This window comes from Hymenobacter radiodurans (assembly GCF_004355185.1).
Classification (GTDB): Bacteria; Bacteroidota; Bacteroidia; order Cytophagales; family Hymenobacteraceae; genus Hymenobacter; species Hymenobacter radiodurans.
Map to the genome: position 1 here is coordinate 1,286,107 of NZ_CP037922.1, position 24,906 is coordinate 1,311,012.

The window sequence follows — 24,906 nt, forward strand, 5'->3', positions numbered from 1 at the left end:
CACACAACAATGAATATCTCAAAATATACGTGCGGCGCTTTCCTGCTCACGCTCGGTCTGCTGACCGGCTGCGGCGAGAAGTTTCTGGAAGAAGCCCCCACCGACCAGATAACGGACGCTAACTTCTACAAGACCCAAACGGACGCCATTCAAGCCGTGACGGCCGCTTACAGCGAGCTGACTAAAGAAGGCCAGTACAATGCCGCTCTGTGGGCCATGGATATTATGGCCGACGTATCGACTACCGGTGGTGGTGGCGGCGGGGATGGTATCGAGTATCAGCAGCTCGATAACTACAACATCCCGAATACCAATATTATCGCCTCTCGCCTCTGGGGCGGAAGCTTTATTGGTATTCAGCGCGCCAATATTGTGATACAGAAAGTGCCGCTGATTACCGACATCGATCCGGCTATTCAGAAGCGCTGCCTGGGCGAAGCGCAGTTTCTGCGCGCCAAATACTACTTCGATCTGGTGCGCGCTTACGGCGATGTACCACTATTTACGGCGCCTCCCGCCAGCGTAGCGGAGGTCTCTATTCCGCGTACGCCTGCCGTGCAGGTATATGCGCAGATTGAGCAGGATTTGATCGATGCTATTGGCAACCTGCCTGCTTCTTATAGTGGAGAAGATATAGGCCGGGCCACGAAGTGGGCAGCTACAGGTCTGTTGGCCAAGGTATACCTGACGGAAAATAAGAAACCGGAAGCCGCCCAGCGGGCTCGCGAGGTGATTGCCGGTTCAGGTAAAACCCTGTACGCCAACTACGCCGACATCTTCAAGGTCGAAAATGACAATGGGCAAGAATCACTGTTTGAGGTACAGTTTCAAAACGGCCGCAATCAGTATGACCGCAACAACGTAGGTTCGGCCGCCAATCAGTTTTTTGCCCCCCGCGGTGGTGGTCTCACGCCCGTTGGCGACGGATACGGCTTCAACATTCCGGAACCTGACTTTGTGAATGGCTACGAAGCCGGCGATACGCGCAAAGCTGTTTCCATCTTTGCTCCCGGCGACGCCTGGCCCGGTGGAGGCACCAATCCCAACAGCCTGCCTGGCTCACCCTTTGGCTTTAGCTCCAAGAAGTGGTTTATCGGCAAAGTGAACACCAACATCTGGGATTCACCCCTGAATATGAAAGTGCTTCGCCTGGCCGAAATGTATCTGATTCTGGCCGAGGCTGTTGGACCGACGCCTGAGGGAGTGGAGGCCATCAACAAAGTGCGCCGTCGTGCCTTTGGGTTGCCCATCAATACGCCATCGGCGGCCCGCGACCTCACAACCGCTACGCCCAACTTCACCGATGCCGTACTGCGGGAGCGCCTCTACGAGCTGGCTTTCGAGATGGACCGCTGGTTTGACCTCAAGCGCACGGGTAAGTTCATTTCGCGCATGACAGAGCACGCTGCTTTTCTGCGCACGGTGGGCGTACAGCGTGGCGTACCTACTGAAGCGAATCTGGTGCTGCCTATTCCGCAGTCGGAGCTTGACACCAACCCCGCTTTAGTTCAGAACCCCGGCTACTAAGCCACTTCCCACCGACGATTTTAGCTGACTTTATATGAAAAATACTTGGAACAAAGCGGTGTGCGTGCTGCTGGGCGGCTCCGTATTTCTGGCATCTTGCGAGAAGGAAGACACGGGCGAGCTGGAAGGCGTGGCACCCACGGCCGATTTTACGGCGGCCATCAATACAACGGAGTTTCCTACAGTTGTCACTTTCACCAATACCAGCCAGAATGGCTTTCTCTACCAATGGGAGTTTGGCGACAACTCTACGGGCACCGGCGAAACCGTAACGCATACGTACCCACGGGGCGGCACCTACAAGGTGCGCCTCACGGCCGCCGGGCGGGGGGGCACGGGCACTTCGCCCGAGAAGGACGTTGTAGTGCCTTCACCCTGCGCTAATGCCTCTTTCGCGGGACTGACTGATTGTGCCGGCGGTGGCGTCACCGTTTGGACCTATTCACAGGCAGCAGGCGCCATTGAGGTGCTAGCCGCCGATGATCGCACGGTGGTATCAAGTTCGGCTGCGAACAGCCTACCTGCCTGCCAGGCCGATGACCAGTTCAGCTTTAGCGGCGGTTACCAGTATATCTACAAGAGTGGGGGGCAAACTTCCGTGAACGGCGCCTGTGCTACGGCAGCTGACGTTACTACTAACTTCCGGTTCCGGCCCAACGGTAGCGGCCCCGCTCAGATTATTCTGCAAGCCGACAACGCATTCATTGGGACATCGAGCCCCGCCGCGGCCCGCACCTACGACATCGTAGAGGCTACCGCTCAGCGTTTGCGCCTGAAAAGCACAAATGCCAATGGCACCAAAACGGTGGTAACGCTTGTGCCTTTCAATGCTACCGATCCAATTCGCCAGCTGCTCACCGGCGGCTCGTCCAAAACCTGGATGCTGGATAATGCTACTGATGCGCCCATCATTGTAGGCACAGAAGGCAACCCACTCCAGTACTTCGCGGGCGTAAAGGCTGGTGAGCTGCCTACTTGTCAGTCGGACGACGAGTACACGTTCTCCTCCACCAATACGCTGACCTACAATGCCAAGGCCGAAACATTCTCGGCAGCGGCTGGCTTCACTTGTCAGCCCGCACAGTCCGGTACGTCGGCATTCACATTTGGGCCGGCTAGCGGCACTGGATTGGCTCAGTTCGTTCTGGCCCGGACCAATGCCTTTATCGGCACTACTGATGCTTCCCCTACAGAGCGCGTGTATCGCATCATTTCTATTGATGATAAAAAGATGACCCTGCGTGCTGGCAGTGGCTCGAATGGAGGTACCGTATTCACCATGAAGTTTGTCGCTAAGTAGTGCAGTGCTGCGGGGCAAAGATGTTGTTGATTAAATCACTAGGAAGCTTATGAAAAAGAATAGCTTACAATACCGCAGGGCACTGGGGGGCTTTTTGGGCGCTGCCATGCTGTGCTGCCTGACGGCCACGGCTTGCACTGAGGAGAAGGAAAAATCGGTTCCGACTCCAACTCCTACGCCTCCCGCCGCGACCGAAGTAAATGCCGAAGCTCGCGACTTCAGCCAATACACGGAGTTGGTGTGGAGCGACAACTTCGACGGGAGCGCCCTAGATCAGAGCAAGTGGACCTATGAAGTCAGCGACAACTGGTACAACAATGAACTGCAAGCCACTACCAATAGCAGCGAAAACTTGTATCTGAACGGCGGCAACCTGGTCATTCAGGCGAAGCGGGAGCAACTGCGCAACCGACAGTATACCTCGGCCCGCATCGTTACCAAGGGCAAGCAGGATTTTGCCTTCGGCCGTGTTGATATCCGGGCCAAACTCCCGAAGGGCAAAGGCATCTGGCCGGCAATCTGGATGCTCGGTTCCAACGACTCTCAGGCCCCTTGGCCGGCTTGTGGCGAGATTGACATTATGGAGCTGCGCGGTAGCCAACCAGCTGTGAATATTAGTACCATTCACTTTGGCAATACTACCGCCGACCGAAAGCAAAAAGGCACAGAAGTACGCCTACCCACCGGCGACTTCGCGGATGATTATCACATCTTCAGCTTGGTGCGTAGCAAAGGTCAGCTACGGTGGTACTTAGATGGCCAGCAATACTTCTCGGTCACGTCCAGCGAGGTTTCGCCTTATCCCTTCGACAACAAGTTCTACATGATTCTGAACATAGCCGTGGGGGGCGATTTTGACGGTAATCCTGATGCCAGCACCACTTTTCCCAAGCAGATGCAGGTAGATTATGTGCGCTACTATCAGTACAAATAATTGTATGGCGCTTGGGGGGCTTTTTTAAGCCTGCATTCTTGAGTAATTAATCTTACTCACACCGGTCTGCTCAATCCAGACTAGTGAGGGCCGGGGCCGGAGCTGTTGCGTTTGAGGTGCAGCCCGGCCTCTTGGCTTTCAGGCAAATGTTATCTGTTTAAAAGGCCGCTTTCTCTGGAATTTCACCAGGGGAAGCGGCCTTCGTATTTATTACAATGCGGCTGTTACTTTAGTTTATTGCGTTGCTAGGAGGGAGCCAGAGAAGGAGCATCTCATGGGGTGATACTTGTTTTGATACCCTTTATATAAGTGTATTGTCGCTAGCATCTGGTATAATATCAAGTACGTAAACGTCTAAGATATAATTTAATGCGAAAAATCACATATAGATAAAATATAACTTTAGCAACAATGTTTGCTAGTTTAAACGATTGTTATATAATAATTCTATGATCTATTTGTTCAGGTGAAATAAAGGCTATTTCTTGTCGGCGTCAGTCAAATATGTCTAACGCTTTAAAACCGACAAATGAGAAAAGTTTTACTACTGTGCATGCTTATGGTGTGTACTATTCTGGCCTATCGGGCAGAGGCACAGGTGCGTACCATCTCCGGAAAGGTGGTAGCATCTGATGGCAATACGCTGCCTGGCGTAACCGTGGTGGTGAAAGGCACTACCCAAGGCGCCTCTACCGATGCCAACGGTACTTACACCTTAGCTTCGGTGCCCACCACGGCCACCGTCTTAGTGTATTCTTTTATCGGCTACGACACGAAAGAGGTAGCAATAGGCGATAAGACGACCATTGATGTGAGCTTGGTGCCGAATACTACCGGCCTCGATGAAGTAGTAGTAATCGGCTACGGTACCCAGCTTCGCCGTGAGCTGACAGGCTCGGTGGCTACCATCAGCGGAGCTGATATAGCCCAGAAGCCTGTGCAAAGCTTCGAGCAGTCGCTGCAAGGGCGCGCTCCCGGCGTAAACGTCACGACTCCTAACGGCGTGCTGAATACGCCTCCCGTGGTTCGAATTCGGGGGGTGAACTCCATCAACCTCAGCTCTTCGCCACTATATGTTATTGACGGCATTCCGGCATTCAGCGGCAACAACTCGGCACTTTCCAGTGTGCCCAATAACCCGCTCAGCAACGTGAACCCCAATGATATCGAAAGCATTGAAGTACTGAAGGATGCTGCCGCTGCCGCTATCTATGGCTCGCGGGCAGCAGGCGGCGTTATTCTGGTAACTACCAAGAATGGTAAAAAAGGGCAGAGCCGTATCTCCCTCGATTCGTGGGTTGGCTGGAGCAAGCCTGTTCGCCTGTATGAGGTGCTGGGTGCCGAGGACTACATGCTGATCAAGAATGAGGCTGTTCGCAATCTGAATGCAAACCGTGCCTCCGTAGGGGCAGCGGCCAACAACCGAGAAGGTTTCCTGCCTTCGTATGATGCTGATGGAAACGTGGTTAATACGCGTTGGTATGACTATATCTACCGTACTGGCTTCTCTCATTCCAATGCCCTGAACTTCTCCGGCGGTACCGAAAAGACGAGCTATTATGCCTCGGTTGGCTACACGGGCCAGAATGGCATGTTGAAGAATAACGAATTCAAGCGCCTGTCGGGTCGAATAAACATTGACCACAAGGTGTATAAGAACTTCACCGTTGGCGCCCGCATTGGTTATTCTAATAACTACAACTCTTCGCCTAACTCCGGCTCAATAGGAGATGCGGCTTTCAGCATAGCAGGCTTGGGCCGGGCCCCACTGGTTTTGCCCCCCAACGTAGCTGCCCGCAATCCGGATGGCACTCCTAACATCAATACAGCAGGCAATGGCGTGGGTCCGGGAGCTAATACCAACCCAGCTCCCAACTACGCCCCCTTGGTTACTGGCTACTACAATCCCTTGGTTGACCTCGAGAACAACTACTTCACGTCGGAAGGCAACGAGATTCAGGGTAGCCTTTATGCCAACTGGGAAATCCTAAAAGGTCTGAACGTGCGAACCACATATGGTTTGAACAACAGCTCTTTTGAGGATCAATTGTTCTACACGGCGCTATCAGGTGATGGCTATGCTACGGGTGGACAGGCCGCCAACTACTTCCGCACCAATAAGCGCTGGAACTGGCAGAACACCGCTCAGTACGACCGCAGCTTTGGCAACCACAACGCATCTATTCTGCTAGGTGGCGAACAACAGCGCACACAGGTAGACCGCTGGGGTGCCAGCCGCACGCAGGTAGCTGATGACTTCTTTAACACGTATCAGGGCAACTACACCAATATTGCCGTATCCGGTAACTCACAGGGTGAGAACTACTTGGTGTCTTACTTTGGCCGTCTGACCTACGACTTCAACAAGAAGTATCTGGCCTCCATCAATGTGCGTCGCGATGGCTACTCAGCCTGGGGCAACGAAAAGTGGGGTAACTTCTACGGAGCATCTCTGGGCTACATTGTATCGGAAGAACAATTCTGGAAGGATGCTGCCTTTTCCAATGTCTTCAACTTTCTGAAGTTTACGGGTAGCTACGGCGAGGTAGGCAATAGTCAGGGCATCAATGACTTCGCTTCGCTGTCTACGTATGGTTCGGGCCTATATGGCTCTAGCGCCACGCTGGGTTACTCTACAGCTGGCAACCCTGATTTGACCTGGGAAACCAGCAAAAAGACCGATGTTGGCTTCTCTTTCGGCTTATTTCAGGATCGGGTACAGGGTGACTTCTCTTACTATCGCAACCTTGTTGATGGGTTGATTCTGGATGTACCTCAGGCACCTTCCAGAGGCGTTCCGAATAATACCATTGCCGCCAACGTAGGCTCGATGCGCAACACGGGTATTGAGTTAAACATGAACCTCCGCGCTATCCAGGGTAAAGACTTTAGCTGGACAGTAAACGGTAACTATACCACCCTGAAAAACCGCGTAGAGACACTTGTAACGGAAGGCCAGCGCATTGCGACCGCTACTTCTGGTCTTGAGATTGTCAACTTCACGGAAGTAGGCCGGTCAGTCGGCGAAATTCTGGCTGTTCCATCGTTAGGGGTTAACCCACTCACCGGGCAGCGCATGGTGCGCAAAATTGACGGTACTGTGGTGCAGTACAACCACTTAGGTACCACTGGCCCAGGCTCTACGGGCTGGACAACGCTCGATGGTGTAAACACTACGGCTCCTACGCAGCTGGCCGACGGTATTTACTATGGCCCAACACTGCCCAAGTGGTATGGTGGCTTCGACAACACGTTCCGCTACAAGAATTTTGACCTAGGCGTATTCATTCAGTTCTCGGGGGCAATTATATCTATAATGGCACCAAATCGGGCTTGCATGACCAGCGCTTCTGGAACAATGAAAAAGATATCATGAACCGCTGGACCTCGGAAAATACCAATGCTGAATGGCCCCGCGTCGTGTACGGCGATAACGTGTCCAACGGCTCAGCGCTGATCATGTCGAGCAACGTAGAGAAGGGTGATTTTGCTCGTCTGCGCAATGTGGCGCTGGGCTATTCGGTGCCTTCTACATTGGCTACTCGCCTGGGTCTGGCTACTGCCCGCGTGTATGTGCAGGTGCAGAATGCTGCCTTGCTAACGAAGTATTCCGGTATTGACCCTGAAATCTCGACGAACGGCAACACCAACACGGGTGCTGGCGTCGACCGCAACTCCATCGGTCAGGCCCGCACATTCACGGCTGGCTTCAACATTGGTTTCTAATACTAGCTCTCTCTGACACTGATGAATACGATACTAAAGAATAAGGCAAAGGTGGCTGTTTTCACTGCCTTACTAAGCATGGGAGCCTTCTCCTGCCAGACTGATTTGCTGGAGCCGGTTCCAGAAACTGTATTTTCTGACTTGGTAGTGTTTGACACCCCCACGCGTGTTGCACTGCAGGTTAATTCACTATACACCTATGTAAAGGCTGGCGCCTTTTATGGCGGCCGCTACCAGGTGTACGGCGATATTCGGGCCGACGATTTTATCGTGCAAACGAGTAATAACGTGACCGGCTACAGTGTATGGAATCATACGCTCACCGAGTCATCGCAAAACGACGTTACTAACCTCTGGAACGCAGCGTATGCCGCTATCAACCAGGTGAATGTGTTCCTGGCTGGACTTGACGCCAACACGGCGAAGTTTGTAGCTCCGGCTTTTCCCGCCGACTTTGCGACTACTACGGCCAACGCTTACCGGGGTGAGGCTCGGCTGCTCCGGGCGCTGAGCTACCACGCGCTTTTGCAGCTGTATGCCCGGCCTTATGCCGATGCTCAGGGTAGCAAGCCCGGCTTGCCCTTACGCATTCTGGCAGAAACAGGATCGACCAACAATGACCTGGCACGTAGCACAGTAGCCGAAGTGTATGACCAGATTTTGGCTGATCTGATCTTCGCTGAGCAAAACTTGCCCCTGACGTATAGTAGTGCTGCCTTAAGCACAACCAGAGCACATCGTAATACCGCTATTGCGCTAAAAACGCGGGTGCTTCTGACTATGGGCCGCTATGCTGAAGTTATTACGGAAGCCAATAAGATTGTGCCCGCCACTGCGCCTTTCACAGCAACCACCGGCGTAGCACATGCTTTGAATCCGTCGATAGCTGCCGTATTTACTTTTCCCCAGGAAACCACGGAGAACATTCTGGGCTTCCCGTTCACAGCTCAGAACGCACCTGGCACCCAGAATCAGCTTGGGTATTATTTCCTGCCCGGTTCGCGGGGAGGCAATGGCGAATATGCCCTGAACTCCGATGGTATTCTGGGCAATGCGGCTTGGTCGGCGACGGATACGCGCAGAACGAGTTTTGTATTCCGGGTCGGAACTACTCCTTATCTGACGAAGTATTCCAATGGCTCTACCTCCACAAATCCTTATCTGGATAAAGCGCCGGTTATTCGCTACGCCGAGGTGCTCCTGAATCTGGCAGAGGCTCGGGCTCGGGTAAATGGCCCTGCCGATGCTCAGGCAGTGGCCCTACTCAACGCTGTGCGTACGCGCTCGGCCGGCACGCCCTATACGCAAGCCACGGTGAACAATATTCTACTGGAGCGCCGTATCGAGTTTTTGGGCGAAGGAATTCGCAACATGGACATCATGCGTTTGAACGCAACAATTCCCGCCAAAAGCTCCGTTGGTGCCGTAGCCCCATCCGACCCACTCTATGTGTGGCCAATTCCGTCTGGCGAACTGCAAGCCAATGCGCTGATGACCCGCAACTAGACTATTCATCACAAGCCCAAAAAAGCCCCCCAAGTTGGGGGGCTTTTTTGGGCTTGTGATGAATGCTACTGAATCTTCATAGATGAAAATTTAGCGAACTGCAAATGGGAGAAATAAACTTTCATTCTCAGGCTCACAAGCAGCTATAGTTTCAATAAAAAGCCCCAGCTATCATTCAGGTAGCTGGGGCTTTTTATTGAAATTCTACGGCCAGATTAGTGGGCGTGAATGCGCTTGCGCTTTTGGATACGACGTTGTTGGGCCTGCTTAACCCGACGATACAACGCCTCTAGAGGCGTTTCGGCTTGGCGCGTGGTGGGAGCTGCATCTTTCAGCTCTTCAACCTTTTTTGATTTGGTAGGCTTCATAAGGGGAGTGTGTAAGTATCTCTCAACGGTAGAGTTCCCCGGAAAGATACGCCGCCTCGTTGGATTAGCCGACGTAAGGGTTGTTGATAAAAACATTTATGTATTCAGATTATGCAATAGGCATTACGTCGGCATCGTTGGAAATATGCACCCTATTTCCCCGGTAGCGACTCCGGTTCCGCGTCGCACTCGTATGAAGTACTGTAGTGTTTTCCTGTTGCTGATGGCACTGAGCGTGACCGCTTGCAGTGCCCAATCGGATGAGACGGTAGTGGCCCGCGGCGAGTTCGGCCAAGCGACGAATGGCCTTATCTACTCGCCGCAGACCATGCGCCAGCTCCGCCACATCGTGGACTCGCTGAACCTGCGGCATAAGGTGTGCGATGCGCGCCCGGTATACCGCAGCCAGTGCCAAGGGCGGGCGCACTATGTACGGTTGGATGAGGGCAACTTTAAGCAGGCTCGTCAAGCACTCGAACAAGGTATTACGCCCGAAGCATTTGCGGTGCGTTTTCCGAAAGCGACCATTGCGAAAAACTTGCTGGTAGTCTGCTACGAAGACGAGGAAGCAACAAGCGATGCCGACACAGGCGATGACCGAAAGAGAGTAAACGTCACGGTGTACCGCAGCATTCCTTTCAACGGAGAGGGTGATTACACGCTAAGAATTAGCGGTGCCAAGCGAAACCAGACCACAGAAGGTGGCCGCTGGGTCATGGATCACCAGTCGCAAACATCATATTCTGACCAGTATGTGGAAGGCTTTTGTTTTACCACGGAGCTAACGCAATCTACGCTACCAGTGCAGTATGCATCGATGGTGCAATATGCTGATTGCTTGATTGATACCACAACCCAGATTTACTTTGACTCCGCCAAGCGTACGGGCCGCAGGTATCAGCCAGAGCCGGCGAAAGCGCAGGAGGTTTTTATGAGCTATGTTCATCAGCAAATCCAGCGCCCGTCGACAGACTATAAGGAGAAGTTGACTGAGGCTCAGCAAGAGGCTCGGTGGCGGGCCTATTATGAATGGGATTCACTACGGCTAGAAAAGGTAGACGCGCTGGCCAAGGCGCCCAAGTTTCGGGCGTTGTTAACCCAAGCCGTTACGGATACAAACAGCCGGGGTACGACCACCGACGAATTTGAAGAATATGTAGCCCGGTACTATTCGCCTAAAAAAGCACTGGAGTTCAAGCGCAGCCGCATTGTGGTGGGCGGGTGCAGCCAGGATAATAGTCCGCGCTATCATGCGCTTAACATAGCCCAGCTTTCGGCGGAAACCGTGAATTGGGAGACGTTTCTGCGGGCCCACCTCGACATTATGAACGACCGGTTTGAGCGCGCATCGGATGGTAGCTACGCATGGGCTGCGCGCAAAACCTACTTGCGTGAGCTCGAAGAGCTGGATATTGATGTACCCAATCTGATGCTTGGCATCACGTTGCGCATCGACAAACCGAGCCGTAACCATTACTTCGGCAGTCTGGGGCGCTTAGGCCGTGCCCTGGCCGAAACCCAGCAACCCCGGGAACTAGAGCAACGCCTATTAGACATTGTCGCCGATCCTGCTCTGGACACCTACAACCGTGTGCTGGCTTACTACCTGTTCTTAAATTATAACAACTACTTGGAAAATGAGCAGCTTAAAAAGCAGAACGTAGTGAGGCTAAATGAAGCCGTACAGAAACTGCCGTCCTACTTAGTGGCCCGCGCGACTGTAAAGGAGAGTAGATAGAACCTAAAAAAGCCCCCCGGTATGAACTGGGGGCTTTTTTTAATTGATTTGCGAAACCAGGAGTTATTCTCCGGTAGACACGGGAGGTGCGGTCTGCGTGGTTTCTGCGCCACTAGCTTCGGGTCGCGGGCCACGGTTATTGCGGTTGCGGCCGCCACGCTTGCGGCGTTTCTGAGCTTCACCAGCTTCGCCTTCGGCCCGAGGCTCGCGTGGTGTCCTTGGTTGGCTGCTGCCATTCGTTGGTTCTCCCTCAGCTCTGGGCGCACGCGGCTCCCGCACTTCGCCTTCCGGGCGCGGGGCGCGGGGCGGGCGCTGGTAAGGCTGCGCTGGTGCACCACCGGCGTCGAGAGCAGCTAGGGCAGCATTGGCCTTCGCAATACGCTCTTTCTGCGCTGGGTCGTTGGCATCAGCATCGCGGCGGGGTGGGCGGCTGCCATCACGGGGGCCTTCGCGGCGTGGACCACGGCCGCCACCATCACGCGAGCTGCCACCGCCAGAATGACCATTGCGAGCCGGACGACCCCCAATTTTGCCCCCCAGACCACTAAAGCGCTTCGGATCGAACTCCGGAGCGGGGCCCAAACCTAGCTCTTCAGTAATATTCTTCTTTTCCAGCTCCCGCTCAATAAGCTTTTCAATCTTAAGCACGCGGTCCTGGTCCTGATCGGCAATGAAGGTAATGGCCGTACCGGTGGTAGCAGCGCGAGCCGTGCGGCCGATGCGGTGAACGTAATCTTCCGCGGCCCGCGGAATATCGTAGTTCACCACGTGCGAAAGGCTGTCAATGTCGATGCCGCGGCTAAGCACGTCGGTAGCTACCAGAATCGGGAACTGCTTGTTTTTGAAGTCGCGCATAATCTTCTCGCGCTCTTCCTGAGTGCGGTCGGAACTGATGCCCTGGGCCACGTAACCTAGCTTATTGATAGACCGCACAATGTTGCCCACGGCCGCTTTTTGGGAGGTAAATAGCACCATACTCTGCACATTCTGGGTTTTGAGAATGTGTTCCAGAATATAGATTTTCTGGCGGTCGAAAGCCATGTACAGCTGCTGATCGATGCCAGCAGCAGGCTTGGATACAGCCAACCGAATTTCCTCGGGCTCGTTTAGAATCTGCTTCGAGAAATCGCGGATTTTATTGGGCATGGTAGCCGAGAACAGCAGCGTCTGGCGCTTCTTCGGTAGCTGGCGCACGATGTTGAGGATGTCATCGGAGAAGCCCATGTCCATCATCTTATCGGCCTCATCCAGCACCAGATACTTGATCTGGTCGAACTTCACGTAGCCCATTTGCAAGTGGGCAATCAGGCGGCCCGGCGTAGCAATAATAATGTCGGCGCCGCTGGTGAGGGCGCGTTTCTGCTGCTCCCAACCTTCGCTTTTGCCGCCGCCATAAATTGCAATGCTGCTGGCTTCTACGAAGTAGCCAAAGCCCGTTACCTGCTCATCAATCTGCGTGGCCAGTTCACGGGTTGGCACCAGAATAAGGGTGGAGGTATGGCCGTGCTTGGCGTGCGAAATGCGGTCGAGGAGGGGGAGGAGGTAGGCCGCCGTTTTGCCGGTACCCGTCTGGGCGCAGGCAATCAGGTCTTTACCTTCAATAATTTTGGGAATCGCCTGCTCCTGTATGGGCGTGGCATTCAGATAATTCATGGCGTCCACACCGGCCAGGAGGTCGTCGTGGAGATTAAACTCGCTAAATTTCAAGGTACAGCTAAGTGAAGTGAAGAAATAGCTGACCTTGTTTTTCTGGTCAGCGAACCGCTTGATTTAAGGCAAAGATACGCCATTTTGAAGCGCTGCCGTTGAGGCTACATTTGCCTGCATTACTGAGGAGTGCGGCGTATATAGAATAAGACAATTACACCCGTACTGCGGTTCAAAAGCGACTACTGCCAGCTTCGAGAAGTGCCGCTTGCCGGATTTATCTTGTCGGACTTTTGATAGCTAAAAATGACTGTATCAATTCCGAATTCTACTACCTCCGTCGTTGAAAAAGCCCCCAGCCTTTCGCGGGCCTGCTTATTTTGGAGCTGGCCTCCGTGCTGGCGGGGCCGCAGGTCGGGCAGTTCTTCGCCGAGCTTGGGGCGACGGTACTAAAAATAGAAGCTCCCAGCGGCGACGTAACCCGCACCTGGAAGACCTCATCCGAAACTTCTGAAACGGATATCTCCGCCTATTTCGCCGCTTCCAACTGGGGCAAAAAGTCTATCGTGTTAGACCTGACCACGGATCACGGTCAAGAAGCTATTCGTGCCTTTGCCGCTCGTGCTGATATTGTGCTAACCAGCTACAAACCAGGCGATTCCGAAAAGCTGGGTGCTAATTACGCCACCTTTTCAGCTATCAATCCGCGCCTCATCTACGGGCATCTTACTGGTTACGGCCCTGCCACCAACCGTGCGGGCTACGATGCCGTGCTACAGGCCGAAGCAGGATTTATGTACCTGAACGGCCCGCCCGGCAGCGAACCACTGAAAATGCCCGTGGCCATGATCGATCTGCTCGCAGCTCATCAGCTAAAAGAAGGCCTGCTCACCGCGCTCTACCAGCGCACACACACAAACCGGGGTGCCTACGTGCAGGTGTCGTTGCTCGACAGCGCATTGGCTTCCCTGGCCAACCAGGCCGCAACCTGGCTTGTTACTGGCCACGATCCCAAGCCTTTAGGATCTGGGCATCCGGGCATTGTGCCTTACGGCACCGTGTATCGCGCCGCCGATGGCCGGCAGCTTGTGCTGGCCGTGGGCAGCGACCGACAGTTTGGATTGCTGTGTGAATTCTTGGCCCGACCAGAGTGGGCCGTGGATGCCCGCTTTCAAACGAATGTGCTGCGCGTGGCTAACCGGACTGTATTGGAAGAGCTATTGCGGCAACGCATAGGGCAGGTAAATGGCGACGAACTGCTCCAAACGCTGGAAAAGCAGGCGGTACCGGCAGGTGCTGTGCGCACGGTAGGAGAAGCGCTGCAACACGCGTCAGCGGCGCAAATGATTTTGCCCCCCACAGCTGATTTTCCGCATCCGGGTCTGCGAACGGTCGCTTTTCAGAGTAATACTTGGCAATGCGCGGCCGCACTCACGAGCCCGCCGCATCTTGCTCAGCATCAAGTAGAAACTGAGTCGTTGAACCCTGGATCTGGCCAGCACGATTTAGGCTAGACAGGCTTGGCACAGCTTTGGTTTACTAACTTATCAAGCTCAGCCGCGTAACTTCTTACGACTGCTCATGGCTTTCAGGGCCGATTGTAGCCTTTCTTTTCTTTGCGATTATGGCCAAAAGAACCTCTAAAAAATCAGTTGCCACCTCTGTAGGAGACGCTGAAACTGCTCAGACTCATGAGAAGGCAATGGCTGCCGCCGAAGAGGTTACGGCGGAAGTAGCCATTGAGCGTTTAGCGCTTATTTCTGAAGGCCTGAAGCAAAAAGCCACAGCCAAGCAAGCTATCTTCCGCAATACCAGCGCCGCCTTCGAACTGTTGCGTCAGGTATCGATGGAGCTGACGCTGGAGCTAAGCCGGCGCATCACAGCCATTGATTCTACAGTGGTAATTGAGTACCGACCCATCAACGAAATGGAGTTTCACATCCGTTTCTCCGGCGACCTGCTCATGTTCGTGATGCACTCCAACATTGTGACTTTCCCCGACGACTACGGTCCCATGCCGACCAAGTACGTGGAAGAGGATTTTCGGCGGCGCTTTTTCGGCCATATCATGGCCTACAATTTTATGGCCGACAGCATCAAATATCAGCGCCTCAATGACCCCGGTTATTTGGTTGGTCGATTGCTTATCAACATCGAGAATCACTACTTCATCGAGGGGGTAAAAGAGCTGGAATTGCCTGACATAAATATGGCGGATAACATGCTCACCCACGATGCCCTGAAGTTGTTCGTGGAAAGCGCCATGATTGCCGCCGTAAACAACGATTTAATTGCCCCTCCGCTCCAGGAAATTCAGAAAATTACGGTAAAACAAAAAATTGAGAATCAACAGGTAAGCCGCGGCAGTAAACTAGGGTTTAGCTTTTACAACGGGCAGCACCACCCCGAATAGCCATACTGCTGGCGCTTCAATTTACATGCCTTTTTTCAGCAAGAAAGCCCCCCAGAAGTACTTCTGGGGGCTTTCTTGCTGAAAAAATTTGCTACAGTTATACTGTTTTATTTATCAGGTTCAAGTAGATGTTTCTAGATCGAATACCCAACTTTTTCGCGCACTCTATTAAGAATCTCACGGCCATAAGTCTGCGCTTTGCGGGCACCTTCGGCCAAGCGTGCGTCAAGTTCAGGCAGGTTTTGCATGAAGAAATTAAACTGCTCCCGCTCAGTAGCAAAACGCTGCATAATCAGGTCGAATAACGCCTGTTTGGCGTGGCCATAACCGTAGCCGCCAGCCAGATATTTCTTGCGCATTATCTGAGTGTCGGCGGGGGAGGCGAGCAGGGAATACAGCTTGAAAATAGTATCGTTTTCCGGGTCTTTCGGGTCGTCAAGTCCGCGGCTATCCGTCACGATAGTTTTGATGGTTTTGAGCAGCTCTTTTTCGGGAGCAAATATGTCGATAATGTTGCCGTAGCTCTTGCTCATTTTCTGTCCATCGGTACCCGGAATCGTCATCAGTTGCTCATCGACACGGGCCTTCGGAAGCACAAACGTTTCGCCGTAGCGGCTGTTGAATGTAGCGGCAATATCACGCGTGATTTCCAGGTGCTGAATCTGGTCTTTCCCCACGGGCACGATGTCGGCATCATAGAGCAGAATATCAGCGGCCATAAGCACCGGATACGTAAACAGGCCCGCATTTACGTCTGCCAGACGATCCGATTTATCCTTGAATGAGTGCGCATTTGCCAGCATCGGATACGGCGTAAAGCAGCTCAGATACCACGTCAGCTCCGTTACTTGGGGCACATCGGACTGGCGGTAAAACAGGTTCTTCTCGGTATCAAATCCGCAGGCCAGCCAGGCTGCTGCTACGGCGTAGGTATTTTGCCGCAGTACCTGCGCGTCGCGCACCGTAGTTAGGGAGTGCAGATCAGCAATGAAATACAGCGAGTCGTTCTGGGCGCTTTTCGACAGCTCAATAGCGGGCAAAATGGCCCCCAGTAAGTTGCCGAGGTGCGGGCGGCCGGTGCTTTGGATGCCGGTGAGAATTCGGGACATGTTTAGTTGTGCGTAGTTCGTGGTTTTAAGCTCAGACTCAAGTCACTTTTGCTGCTAGTGCCGATAATCGACTTACTTGTCAAGCAGTCTTTTAATTTAAAAGATGTGTAATCAAAATCTGAATTACACACTTACATCGGCAGCGGCTTCCTGTTGCAATTCCACCGTTTCTTCTTGGCCTAAATATCTGTCTATGAGAAAATGGGCCAAATAAATAACCGGCGTCAGCAGAATTGCCGCCGCGAATTTATACCAGTAATTGGTGTTGGCTACGCTCAGCACTTGCTCAAACGACCAATTGCCGAATAAGTAAAACGCCACATACAGCACCACAAAGCTATCCACAAGCTGCGACACGAGAGTGGAACCCGTAGCGCGCAGCCACACGTAGCGCCCGCCCGTCAGCCGCCGAATAGCTTGAAATACCGTAGCATCGAGTACTTGCCCAATCAGAAAGGCTGTGATGGAGCCCGCAATAATGCCCAAGCCTTGGCGGAAGATGCTCTGGTAAGCGAAGTCAATATTGAAGGGGCGGCCAGCGGCATCGGTCTTGTTTACATCGAGCCAAAAGGCGGCGGGGGCAAATGTGTGGTGGCCAGAATAACCACGAAGGAATACAGGATCAGGCCCACCGTAAGGTAGCTGATGCGTAGCACGCCCGCCCGCCCAAAGTACTCGTTAATGATATCGGTAGTGACAAATACGACGGGCCAGATTAGTACGCCGGCCGTCAGGTTGCCGGGCAGTCCCATGAGGGCATCTACCGAAAAAATCTTGACTCCAATGATTTCTGCCAGCAGTGCATTCACCACAAAAATCCCGCTGAGCACGAGATAAAGCTGCTGTTTTTTGCGTGCGAAAGGAGTCATAAGTCTAAGAATGCGCCACGGCGCATTCAATCATTAGTAGGTTGAAAAAAGCCCCCCGCACCTCACTAAGCAGCGTATAGAGCGAACGCTCCGTGGCACATTCTTACAGCGTCACAATTTTGCCTTCGGTCGCCAACTCTACCCACTCAAACACTGCTTTTGCCTCATCTAATAAAGGCTCTAACTCGCGGTAACGGGAGGAGAAGTGACCAATGAGCAGGCGGTGAGCATTGGCCCGGCGCGCCAGATGTGCTGCTTGCCGCGCCGTAGAATGATGGGTGAGCGTGGCCCGCTCGCGCATATCATCCAAAAAAGTAGCTTCGTGATACAGCAGATCTACGTCGCGCACTAGGTCCGCTAGGGCAGGCGTGTAGAGCGTATCGGAGCAGTAGGCGTAGCTGCGTGAAGGCGAAGGATCAGTGGTTACGTCGGCGTTGGCCACTACTATATTGCCGGCTTCGTCGAAGATGTCTTCGCCTTGGGCCAAGCGGCTGAGCTGAGTGGGAGTGAGGTCGGCCGGGAGGCGGGTTTTATCGAGGTGGCGGCGCTTGGGGTGTTCCCGAAACAAGTAGCCACAACACGGAATCCGGTGCCGCATCGGCAGGGTATGCACCGTCAAATACTTGTCCTCATACACCAGCGCGTGCTGCGTGGTATCGACGGGCGTAAAGTTCAGCTCAAAAGAAAGCTGGGTATGCGAATAGCGAAACTGCGTACTAAGAATATCGTCGAGGCCAGCCGGGCCGAAGAGCAGCAGCGGCTCGGTGCGGCCGTGCAGATGCATGGTGGAAAGCAGCCCAAACAGTCCGAAGAAGTGGTCGCCGTGGAGGTGAGAAATAAAAATGGCCCCCAGTCGCTGGTGGCGCACCTTGTATTCCATCAGGCGTCGCTGCGTGCCTTCGCCGCAATCAATGAGGTAAGAGTTCGCGTCGACGGAGAGCACCTGGGCTGTGTGGTGCCGATTGAGAAAAGGCGTGGCCGAAGCACTACCCAGGATTTTTAGCTCAAACTCCATGTGAGAAAGATGAATGGCTGAATGGAGAAGTGAGGAAAGCGTCAGTCAGATAAATGACAGTCATTCCTTCATTCGGCCATTCACTCATCTAGCTATAAAAAAAAGTTGGTCGTCTACTATCAGCTTCGTTAAACTGACAACAGACAACCAACAGCAGATTACTAAAGAAACCTATTCCTTGCTGGTCAAGTCGCGCTCGATAGCGTGCAGAAATACGCGGTCAATACCTTCTTCAACAGTAGGCAGAATATGCAGTACTGATTCAAGCTTGCTGATGGTGATAAGCTTCATCACGTGATCTTGCAAGCCCGTGAGCACCAGCAAACCGCCGGTAGAGTTACATAAGCGGTTGGCAATCAGAATGGAGCTAAGGCCAGAAGAATCAGTGTACTTCACGTTGCCCAGATCCAAGATGAGGTTATTGATGCCTTCCGCGTTCAGCTTGACAAACTCCGATTTTAGGTCCGGGGCCACCGTGGTGTCCAGCTTCTTCTCATCAATAGTGATGATGGTGTAAGTTTCCTTTTTATCGATGGAGTACTTCATACGGACGTTAGGGACGGGTTAATGGGAATTGCGAAGGTAACAAAAAATCAGTTTGCGTGAAATGAGCGAGTCTCGGATAAAGAATACTCGTGCAGCGACAAAAATACGATAAGAGAATGCACTAATGGAGTTCATGTTAGCCGAATAAGTACCCAATTAGTCGTTATTCTCTGGCGAAAATCAAGTCTAAGCTAGGAAAAATACTGATTAAAATTCAGTACTAATACCCGGCATCTATACCCCCTTTTGGGGGGCAAATCCAAATGTAAGGGTAGTCCAGGTGCTTTGCCAATCGGCGGTTATGCGGTCTTTGGTAGGTACTATATGTACCGCACTGACCATATAGCTGCCCGGCGCCGACAAGTGAAACAGTACTCGCCCGTTTTGGTTGGTGTATAATTTGGTCCGACGCGTAATTGTTTGATTTGGGGCGCCACGCTGCCAGATCTGCACCATCGTTCCCGGCAATGGTTTTCCCTCATACAGCACGCGTACCGTGAGGGCGGCTCCTATTTTGAGCGCGTAAGGATTTTGCTCCGGAACTAGCTCCAAGGCCTGTCCGGTGACACAAGCAAATGTACTGTCGTGGGGAATGAGTGAGCCAGCGAGCAGCAGCGTTTTAGCGCAACGCCGGTACACTTCCCGACCGGGCTTAGTGGTTTCGTTACGCTGGCGGCGTAAGGCTAAGGCATTTTCAAGCCCAGCCTCTTGCAGATAAGCTGTGAACTGATCGGCTGTTAGCTCAGCAAAGGCATTCGTGGTTGAGAGCGTCACTAAGTGTAAGCCAGGTTTGTGAAAAGCAAGGTTGGCTTGCAGCGTATCCAAGCGAGTAGCCGCTGAAGTGAGGTTCAGAGAGTCGGTGGCAGTGTACTGCATAAGCCGGGCAACACGACTGCTTTTGCCCATCCAGCGCTTACCCAGAAAGTCTTCTCCTATAAATATATAAAGATTTTGCTTGCTCCCAGATACCACAAAAAAGCGCAATGGAAGTAGCCAGAATTCGCTGGCCTGAGCTATAATAGATGATGCTAATAACAGCACGTAAATCAAAGTCTTCAAGTATAAACGCACGGGATAAAAACGAGATTAAAATTGTAATATAGCTGATTTAAAGCTTTTTAATTAAAAATTAATATAAACAAATTCTACGTTAAGCAGTATTGATGTTTGAAATTTTGTTTAACATTTTACTTATAAAAACTAAACAAATGAAAATCAACAATTTCTTTCAACCGCTTCCTATGTATCGCGCCTTGCGGTTGCTTACTGTTGGGTTGTTTATTGGACTAAGTGCTACCAGCTGTGATGACGATGAAGTCATCATTCCGCCGGTTACTCAGCAGAACATTGTGCAAGTAGCGCAAAGCAATGCCGACTTCAGTGTACTGGTAGCGGCCGTCACCAAAGCTGATCTGGCCACCACGCTAAGCGGCGCGGGGCCGTTCACGGTGTTTGCTCCCAACAATGCTGCATTTGCCAAACTAGCCGGCGGACCTTTAGATGCCTTCAGCTCAGTAGCCAAAATTAATGCCGTAACAGATGCCAGCCAGATTGCTGCGTTGCGTGGAGTATTGCTCTACCACGTATTGCCAAGCAATGTGATGGCCAGCAATATTGCCACTGGGGCCAGCACTAGCACTACGGCGCGGCCCGCCAGCGCTTCCGGCGTCAACGACAACTCTATTTACCTGACCAAAACGGGTAGCAACGTCTTTATCAATGGCGCTACCAGTGTCGTAACAGCTGATATATCGGCCAGCAATGGCACCATTCACGCCATCGACAATGTATTGCTTCCCCCAAGTCAGACTATTGCCGGTATCGTACAGAGTAGTGCAGCCGCGTCGCCAGCTCAATTCACGCAGTTGCTGCGGGCTTTGCAGCGACCCGCTGCGCAAGCTTTGTTAGCGGCAGCAGCCAGCAACTCATCCAATATCACCGTATTTGCGCCCACCGATGCTGCCTTCCAAGCTGCTCTCACGGCGCTGAACTTGCAAAACGTAGATCAAATTCCTGATGCTACCCTCGTGGGTATTTTACAAAAGCATATCGTCAGTTCAGGTCGAGTATTCTCGTCTGATTTAGTGCCCGGCAACGTCGCTACGCTCAATGGTAACGTGACTATTGCCGCATCCGGTACAGGCTTCACGGTGCGCGGCGGCTCCGGCACTGCGGCCAATATTACTCCCGCCAATATTCTGGCTACCAACGGAGTGGTTCACGTAATCAATCAAGTTCTGCTGCCCTAGCGCGTATTCAATTAGTAAAAAGCAATAGCACACAGACGCCCGCTTGCCTAGGCAAGCGGGCGTCTGTTTTTTATAATGTCTGGGGGGCTTTTTTGCGGTTGTTACGAGCGTTCTAACGCCAAAGAGTAAGCTCTATCGTAATGCTCGCGCAGGTTTTTCCAGTCGAATAGCTCGGAAGAACTTTCTACTTTATTGCGCTGCATAATTCGCTCGCGCCGGTTAAGCAGCACAAAATTCCAGAGCATATTGGTGAGTTCTTCAGCGGCTTCGTCGAAGGTTTTCTCCTGACGCTGCACTACAAAAATGCCTTTGTCTTCGTGGTCCGGCACGTTCTGCATGACATAATCACCGAAGCCCGATAAGTCGCTGGTAATGGCTGGTACGCCGCGGGCCACGCACTCCAGTGGCGTATAGCCCCAAGGCTCATAATAGGAGGGGAAAATGCCCAAATGACAACCCCGCACAAACTGCCCGTATTCCATGCCAAACAAGGGCGACGTAGGCGAAACAAAATCAGGATGGTACACGATTTTGACGCGGTCGTGCTGGTGATTGATCATGTTTGAACGACGCAGGAAATTTAGAATATCATCCTTCGCGTCGTCAACTAGGTTGTGCGTAATAACTGAGGGTAGCGCATTGGTTTTCCAGCTTTGCAACGTGCGGCGGTAGCGCAGACGCCAGTAGTCGTCTACCATATCCGAGAGATTAGGCAGGCGATGATCGGTGCTGGCGGCGGCGGCATATACGAGGCGCTCGCCCACCTGCCGCTCAATAGCCGCGCAAGTTTCGCGCACTTCATCCAGCACCGCTCGGCTTTGAAGTACTAGTGGGTTTATGCTGGTAAACGGCCGCTTCGTAATGAAAAACATAACTACCTGACCTTCCATGCCGCTTTGCTGCAAGCGGTAGTTTAGGCGCGCCAACGCTTCCAGGGTTATGTCGAAGCCTTTGTTGTGATACTCATAGCGGCCCGAGGTGAACATGTACAGCGTATTATCCAGATCGAAGGCGTAGCTCTGGAAAAAGTGCGCCATCACAAAGTCATGAATCTTGGCTTTGTACTGCTGGTGCAGATTCTGGAATTCGTGCAGAGCCACAAAGCGCTCAATGTTGAGACCGTTGGGCAGTACCGCATCCGGAATCCGATCCAGTAAATAAATACACTCGCGCACCGTTAGCTCACTCACGGTAGTAAACACGTGGGAGCCGTGGGCCGCCGCACGCTCAATCCGCACCGCTGTTTCGATATTGAAATGGCGACATTCTGCTTCCCAATTGACCTGCATGAGATGGTCGTAGAAGTTGGGATCATTCATGGCCAAGTAGCGGCCCAGCAGCGTGGCATGCGTGGTAAACACAATGTGCGCAGGCACCTGCTCACGACGCAATACGGGAATAGCCACGCCCGTCATCCACTCGTGGAAATGCGCCACTACGCGCTGAGGCGGTACTACTTCAGCGGTCAGAATTTGCAGGAAAATAGTGGCCAGATGTCCGAAGGCTTCTACCTGATGCAGTAGGTCGTCGTGGTCGGGCGTGGGAATGCCGTGGTGCTGCCAGAGGTCGGCTTTAATGCTGCCCAAGCGGTCGTACACCTGAAAAGGATTGATGAGCACCACGCGCGGCCGACCCGTTACCAGCCAAGTACCATACTGCACGTCGTAGCCCATCAGGCGCATCTGACGCACGGCTCCGGCAAAGGGATCCGTCAGCAGAGTTAGCTCATGATCTTCGATGGGCTCAAACTCGCCTTGGGCCTGCTGCGGAAAATAAGGTCCAAGTAGGCAATAACGGTCGCCCCAGCCCTGCACGGTAGCCGGTACTTTGGAGCGAATAACGGTATAAATGCCCCCCACCTGGTTGCAGACTTCCCAAGCGACTTCAACAAGCAGAGCATCGGGAGCAATGATTTCGGGGGCTGATGGAGGTGGCTGCATGTGGGGAGAGTTTTAGTAGGTCGTAGGGCTGGCAAGATAGACGGGCTTACGGATTTTCCGCAGGCTGGCACATAGGAAAACGCAGAAGAGCGCAGAACTCGCTATTTGCTCTGCGCTCTTCTGTAAGCTTCGATTTACGACTTTTACTGCGAGATAATCAAGACTGAGTACGGCGCCAGTCCAAAACAGGCGTGAAATGGCAATTCATCGTACTCGCCTTCTTCGGCTTCAGCGCCAAAGCTTTCGAAGTTACTGAACTCTTGATCGTAGCCTTCCCAGTCGCTATTAAAGCGTACCTGCCACTGGCCCGCCGCGGGTAGCCCAATACAGTAGCCTTCGCGCGTGGTATCAGCAAAGTTCGCCAGAACGATGGTTTCATCACCGGGGCCGCCCTGGTCCCAGCGGCGGAAGGCAATAATCTTATCCTCGTTGTTGACGTGAAAGACCTCCGTATGCTGGCCCGAAAGCCCGCGCGTGGTGCCAGCGAAATTGCGGCGCAAGGCTATCAGGTCGCGGTAGAGATGAATCAGACCGCTATGTTTTTCGGCCCGGCTCCAGTCGAGGGGCTGATCGTCGGAGAAAAAGCCGTCGGCCAGCATCGCCTGACCTTGAAACAGCATCGGAATGCCAGGGGCCGTGAGTACCAATGCGGCCCCTAGCGTCGCGCGCTTTTTCGGGTACCAATGGTGGGCCGCGCCGGGCATAATTTCCTCCGGTACCCGCGACTTTCCATTGGCCACCTCGTCGTGCGACTCAGTGTAGATAACCCGCTGAAAAGCGTCGCCATTATACGTTTGGGCGATGGCGCCGGCTACGGCTTGCATGTCGCGGTCGGCGTCGTGCTGCGTTGTCAGGGCTTCGCGAATGGGATGCAAAAAGGCCATATCCCATTGAGTCGAAAATCCCTGCCCGTCCTGATCGGTGGGGCGGGTGATGTACTCATTGCCCAATAAGTCTTCCGCAATCGTGATTTTCCAGGGTGTACGGGCCTGAATTTCCTCGTTAATCCAGCGCATTAGGTCCCAGCCTTCCGGTAAGTCGGTGGAGGGGTCACTGCTGCCGTTCACGTTGCGAATGTGCGAAATAGAATCGGCGCGCAGGCCATCGACCCGAAACTCCTCTAGCCACATCAGAGCGTTGTCGCGGATATATTGGCGCACCTGGGGTCGGCCGTAGTCGGGGCGGTTGTGGCCCCAGGGCGTTTCGGCCCGCCAGTCGTTGTAGAAGTAGATGCCGCCCCCGTCATTTTCGTGCCAGCCGTCGAACTGCCACAGGTCGAGGTCGCCGGGACCAAAGTGGTTATACACCACATCCAGAATAACAGCAATGCCGTGACGATGAGCTTCTTTTATGAGCTGCTTAAGCGCTTTAGCCCCGCCATAATCAGTTTCGATAGCGAAAGGATGCGATGGATTGTATCCCCAACTGCGGCTGCCTGGAAACTCCGTGGGGGGCATTATTTCGAGGGCATTGATGCCTAGCTCCCGCAGATAATCCAGCTTCTCAATAACGTTGTAAAACGTGCCGGGCTTGTCAGGATCGGGGGCGTTGAAGGTGCCTACGTGGATCTCGTAAATAACGAGTGTGTTCCAAGGAGGCATTTCGAAGTGGTCGTCTTCCCAATCAAAGTCGTGATCAGGTACCACGGAGTTGCCAGCCGAGTGCGTGACTTCGCGGGCATAAGGGTCGTTTTTGCTTAGCTCCTGCCCGTTATTGCAGATCAGAAACCGATATTCATCACCGGGCTTCACGCCGGCCACATCGGTTGCCCAATAGCCATCGGCCTCGGGCTGGAGCGGGTGGCTTTTGTTGGACCAGTCGTTAAAAGTGCCTGTTACGTTAACTTCTTCAGCGTGAGGCGCCCATACGCGAAAGGTGGTGCCAGTAGAATGTGGAATAGCGCCCATACCCAGCTGTAGGGTAGAGGCAATGAGGGTAGGGTGAGTTGGCATGTAGGAGTAGTAATACACGGAGCCGTCGCAATAAAAACTAGACGGTAGAGCACGTTAAACTGCCGAG

18 protein-coding genes and 1 pseudogene are annotated in these 24,906 nt (G+C 53.1%); 10 read left to right on the plus strand and 9 right to left on the minus strand.

Going from position 1 to position 24,906, the window contains the following annotated elements; translation table 11 throughout:
* The first annotated feature begins 9 nt into the window (after window positions 1-9).
* The 6 genes from EPD59_RS06635 to EPD59_RS06655 all read left to right on the plus strand — a co-directional run bounded on the left by EPD59_RS06635 (window position 10) and on the right by EPD59_RS06655 (window position 8,993).
* The gene (locus tag EPD59_RS06635) at window positions 10-1,527 is read left to right on the plus strand and encodes a RagB/SusD family nutrient uptake outer membrane protein (RefSeq protein ID WP_133272094.1); all 1,518 of its coding nucleotides are present in this window, start codon (window positions 10-12) and stop codon (window positions 1,525-1,527) included.
* Between the two features lie 34 nt (window positions 1,528-1,561).
* Window positions 1,562-2,827 (plus strand): PKD domain-containing protein, encoded by a 1,266-nt coding sequence (locus EPD59_RS06640; RefSeq protein WP_133272095.1) that lies wholly within the window; start codon window positions 1,562-1,564, stop codon window positions 2,825-2,827.
* Between the two features lie 49 nt (window positions 2,828-2,876).
* The gene (locus EPD59_RS06645; RefSeq protein WP_133272096.1) at window positions 2,877-3,761 is read left to right on the plus strand and encodes a glycoside hydrolase family 16 protein; all 885 of its coding nucleotides are present in this window, start codon (window positions 2,877-2,879) and stop codon (window positions 3,759-3,761) included.
* Between the two features lie 529 nt (window positions 3,762-4,290).
* Window positions 4,291-7,137, plus strand: a complete 2,847-nt coding sequence (locus EPD59_RS06650; RefSeq protein ID WP_240731648.1) for a SusC/RagA family TonB-linked outer membrane protein — start codon at window positions 4,291-4,293, stop codon at window positions 7,135-7,137.
* Window positions 7,134-7,487 carry a hypothetical protein gene (locus EPD59_RS22310; RefSeq protein WP_240731649.1) on the plus strand — a complete coding sequence of 118 codons (354 nt, stop codon included), beginning with the start codon at window positions 7,134-7,136 and terminating at the stop codon, window positions 7,485-7,487. The genes EPD59_RS06650 and EPD59_RS22310 overlap by 4 nt, the downstream gene beginning before the upstream one ends.
* A gap of 21 nt (window positions 7,488-7,508) precedes the next feature.
* The gene (locus EPD59_RS06655) at window positions 7,509-8,993 is read left to right on the plus strand and encodes a RagB/SusD family nutrient uptake outer membrane protein (RefSeq protein ID WP_133272097.1); all 1,485 of its coding nucleotides are present in this window, start codon (window positions 7,509-7,511) and stop codon (window positions 8,991-8,993) included.
* A 215-nt stretch (window positions 8,994-9,208) separates the two neighbouring features.
* On the opposite strand, the gene EPD59_RS21530 is transcribed toward EPD59_RS06655, so the two are convergent.
* Entirely contained in the window at window positions 9,209-9,361 is a 153-nt protein-coding gene (locus EPD59_RS21530; RefSeq protein ID WP_165963500.1) for a hypothetical protein, read from the minus strand.
* A gap of 145 nt (window positions 9,362-9,506) precedes the next feature.
* Between EPD59_RS21530 and EPD59_RS06660 the strand changes: the two genes are divergently transcribed.
* Window positions 9,507-11,099: a hypothetical protein gene (locus EPD59_RS06660; RefSeq protein WP_133272098.1), complete on the plus strand. Its 1,593-nt coding sequence runs from the start codon at window positions 9,507-9,509 to the stop codon at window positions 11,097-11,099.
* A 63-nt stretch (window positions 11,100-11,162) separates the two neighbouring features.
* On the opposite strand, the gene EPD59_RS06665 is transcribed toward EPD59_RS06660, so the two are convergent.
* Window positions 11,163-12,752, minus strand: a complete 1,590-nt coding sequence (locus tag EPD59_RS06665) for a DEAD/DEAH box helicase (RefSeq protein WP_165963700.1) — start codon at window positions 12,750-12,752, stop codon at window positions 11,163-11,165.
* Between the two features lie 374 nt (window positions 12,753-13,126).
* Between EPD59_RS06665 and EPD59_RS06670 the strand changes: the two genes are divergently transcribed.
* Window positions 13,127-14,260 (plus strand): CaiB/BaiF CoA transferase family protein, encoded by a 1,134-nt coding sequence (locus EPD59_RS06670; protein WP_240731650.1) that lies wholly within the window; start codon window positions 13,127-13,129, stop codon window positions 14,258-14,260.
* A gap of 110 nt (window positions 14,261-14,370) precedes the next feature.
* Complete coding sequence (locus tag EPD59_RS06675) at window positions 14,371-15,159, plus strand: hypothetical protein (protein ID WP_240731651.1); 789 nt, start codon at window positions 14,371-14,373, stop codon at window positions 15,157-15,159.
* Window positions 15,160-15,293: 134 nt separating this feature from the next.
* On the opposite strand, the gene trpS is transcribed toward EPD59_RS06675, so the two are convergent.
* The 5 genes and pseudogenes from trpS to EPD59_RS06700 form a co-directional block, all read right to left on the minus strand.
* Complete coding sequence (gene trpS / locus EPD59_RS06680) at window positions 15,294-16,268, minus strand: tryptophan--tRNA ligase (protein ID WP_133272101.1); 975 nt, start codon at window positions 16,266-16,268, stop codon at window positions 15,294-15,296.
* A 123-nt stretch (window positions 16,269-16,391) separates the two neighbouring features.
* Window positions 16,392-17,137 (minus strand): annotated as a pseudogene (locus EPD59_RS06685) (queuosine precursor transporter).
* Between the two features lie 103 nt (window positions 17,138-17,240).
* A complete protein-coding gene (locus EPD59_RS06690; RefSeq protein ID WP_133272102.1) occupies window positions 17,241-18,152 on the minus strand; it encodes a ribonuclease Z in 912 nt (303 codons plus the stop codon).
* A 171-nt stretch (window positions 18,153-18,323) separates the two neighbouring features.
* Window positions 18,324-18,698 (minus strand): STAS domain-containing protein, encoded by a 375-nt coding sequence (locus EPD59_RS06695; protein WP_084446661.1) that lies wholly within the window; start codon window positions 18,696-18,698, stop codon window positions 18,324-18,326.
* A 234-nt stretch (window positions 18,699-18,932) separates the two neighbouring features.
* Window positions 18,933-19,757 carry a DUF4198 domain-containing protein gene (locus EPD59_RS06700; RefSeq protein WP_165963501.1) on the minus strand — a complete coding sequence of 275 codons (825 nt, stop codon included), beginning with the start codon at window positions 19,755-19,757 and terminating at the stop codon, window positions 18,933-18,935.
* 182 nt (window positions 19,758-19,939) lie between these two features.
* On the opposite strand from EPD59_RS06700, the gene EPD59_RS06705 reads away from it, so the two are divergent.
* Window positions 19,940-20,947 carry a fasciclin domain-containing protein gene (locus EPD59_RS06705; protein WP_165963502.1) on the plus strand — a complete coding sequence of 336 codons (1,008 nt, stop codon included), beginning with the start codon at window positions 19,940-19,942 and terminating at the stop codon, window positions 20,945-20,947.
* A gap of 101 nt (window positions 20,948-21,048) precedes the next feature.
* Here the strand turns inward: EPD59_RS06705 and EPD59_RS06710 are convergent, their stop codons facing one another.
* Both EPD59_RS06710 and EPD59_RS06715 read right to left on the minus strand, forming a co-directional pair.
* Window positions 21,049-22,887 (minus strand): glycosyltransferase, encoded by a 1,839-nt coding sequence (locus EPD59_RS06710; protein WP_133272105.1) that lies wholly within the window; start codon window positions 22,885-22,887, stop codon window positions 21,049-21,051.
* Between the two features lie 143 nt (window positions 22,888-23,030).
* Window positions 23,031-24,839 carry an alpha-amylase family glycosyl hydrolase gene (locus tag EPD59_RS06715; RefSeq protein ID WP_240731652.1) on the minus strand — a complete coding sequence of 603 codons (1,809 nt, stop codon included), beginning with the start codon at window positions 24,837-24,839 and terminating at the stop codon, window positions 23,031-23,033.
* Window positions 24,840-24,906: the final 67 nt, after the last annotated feature.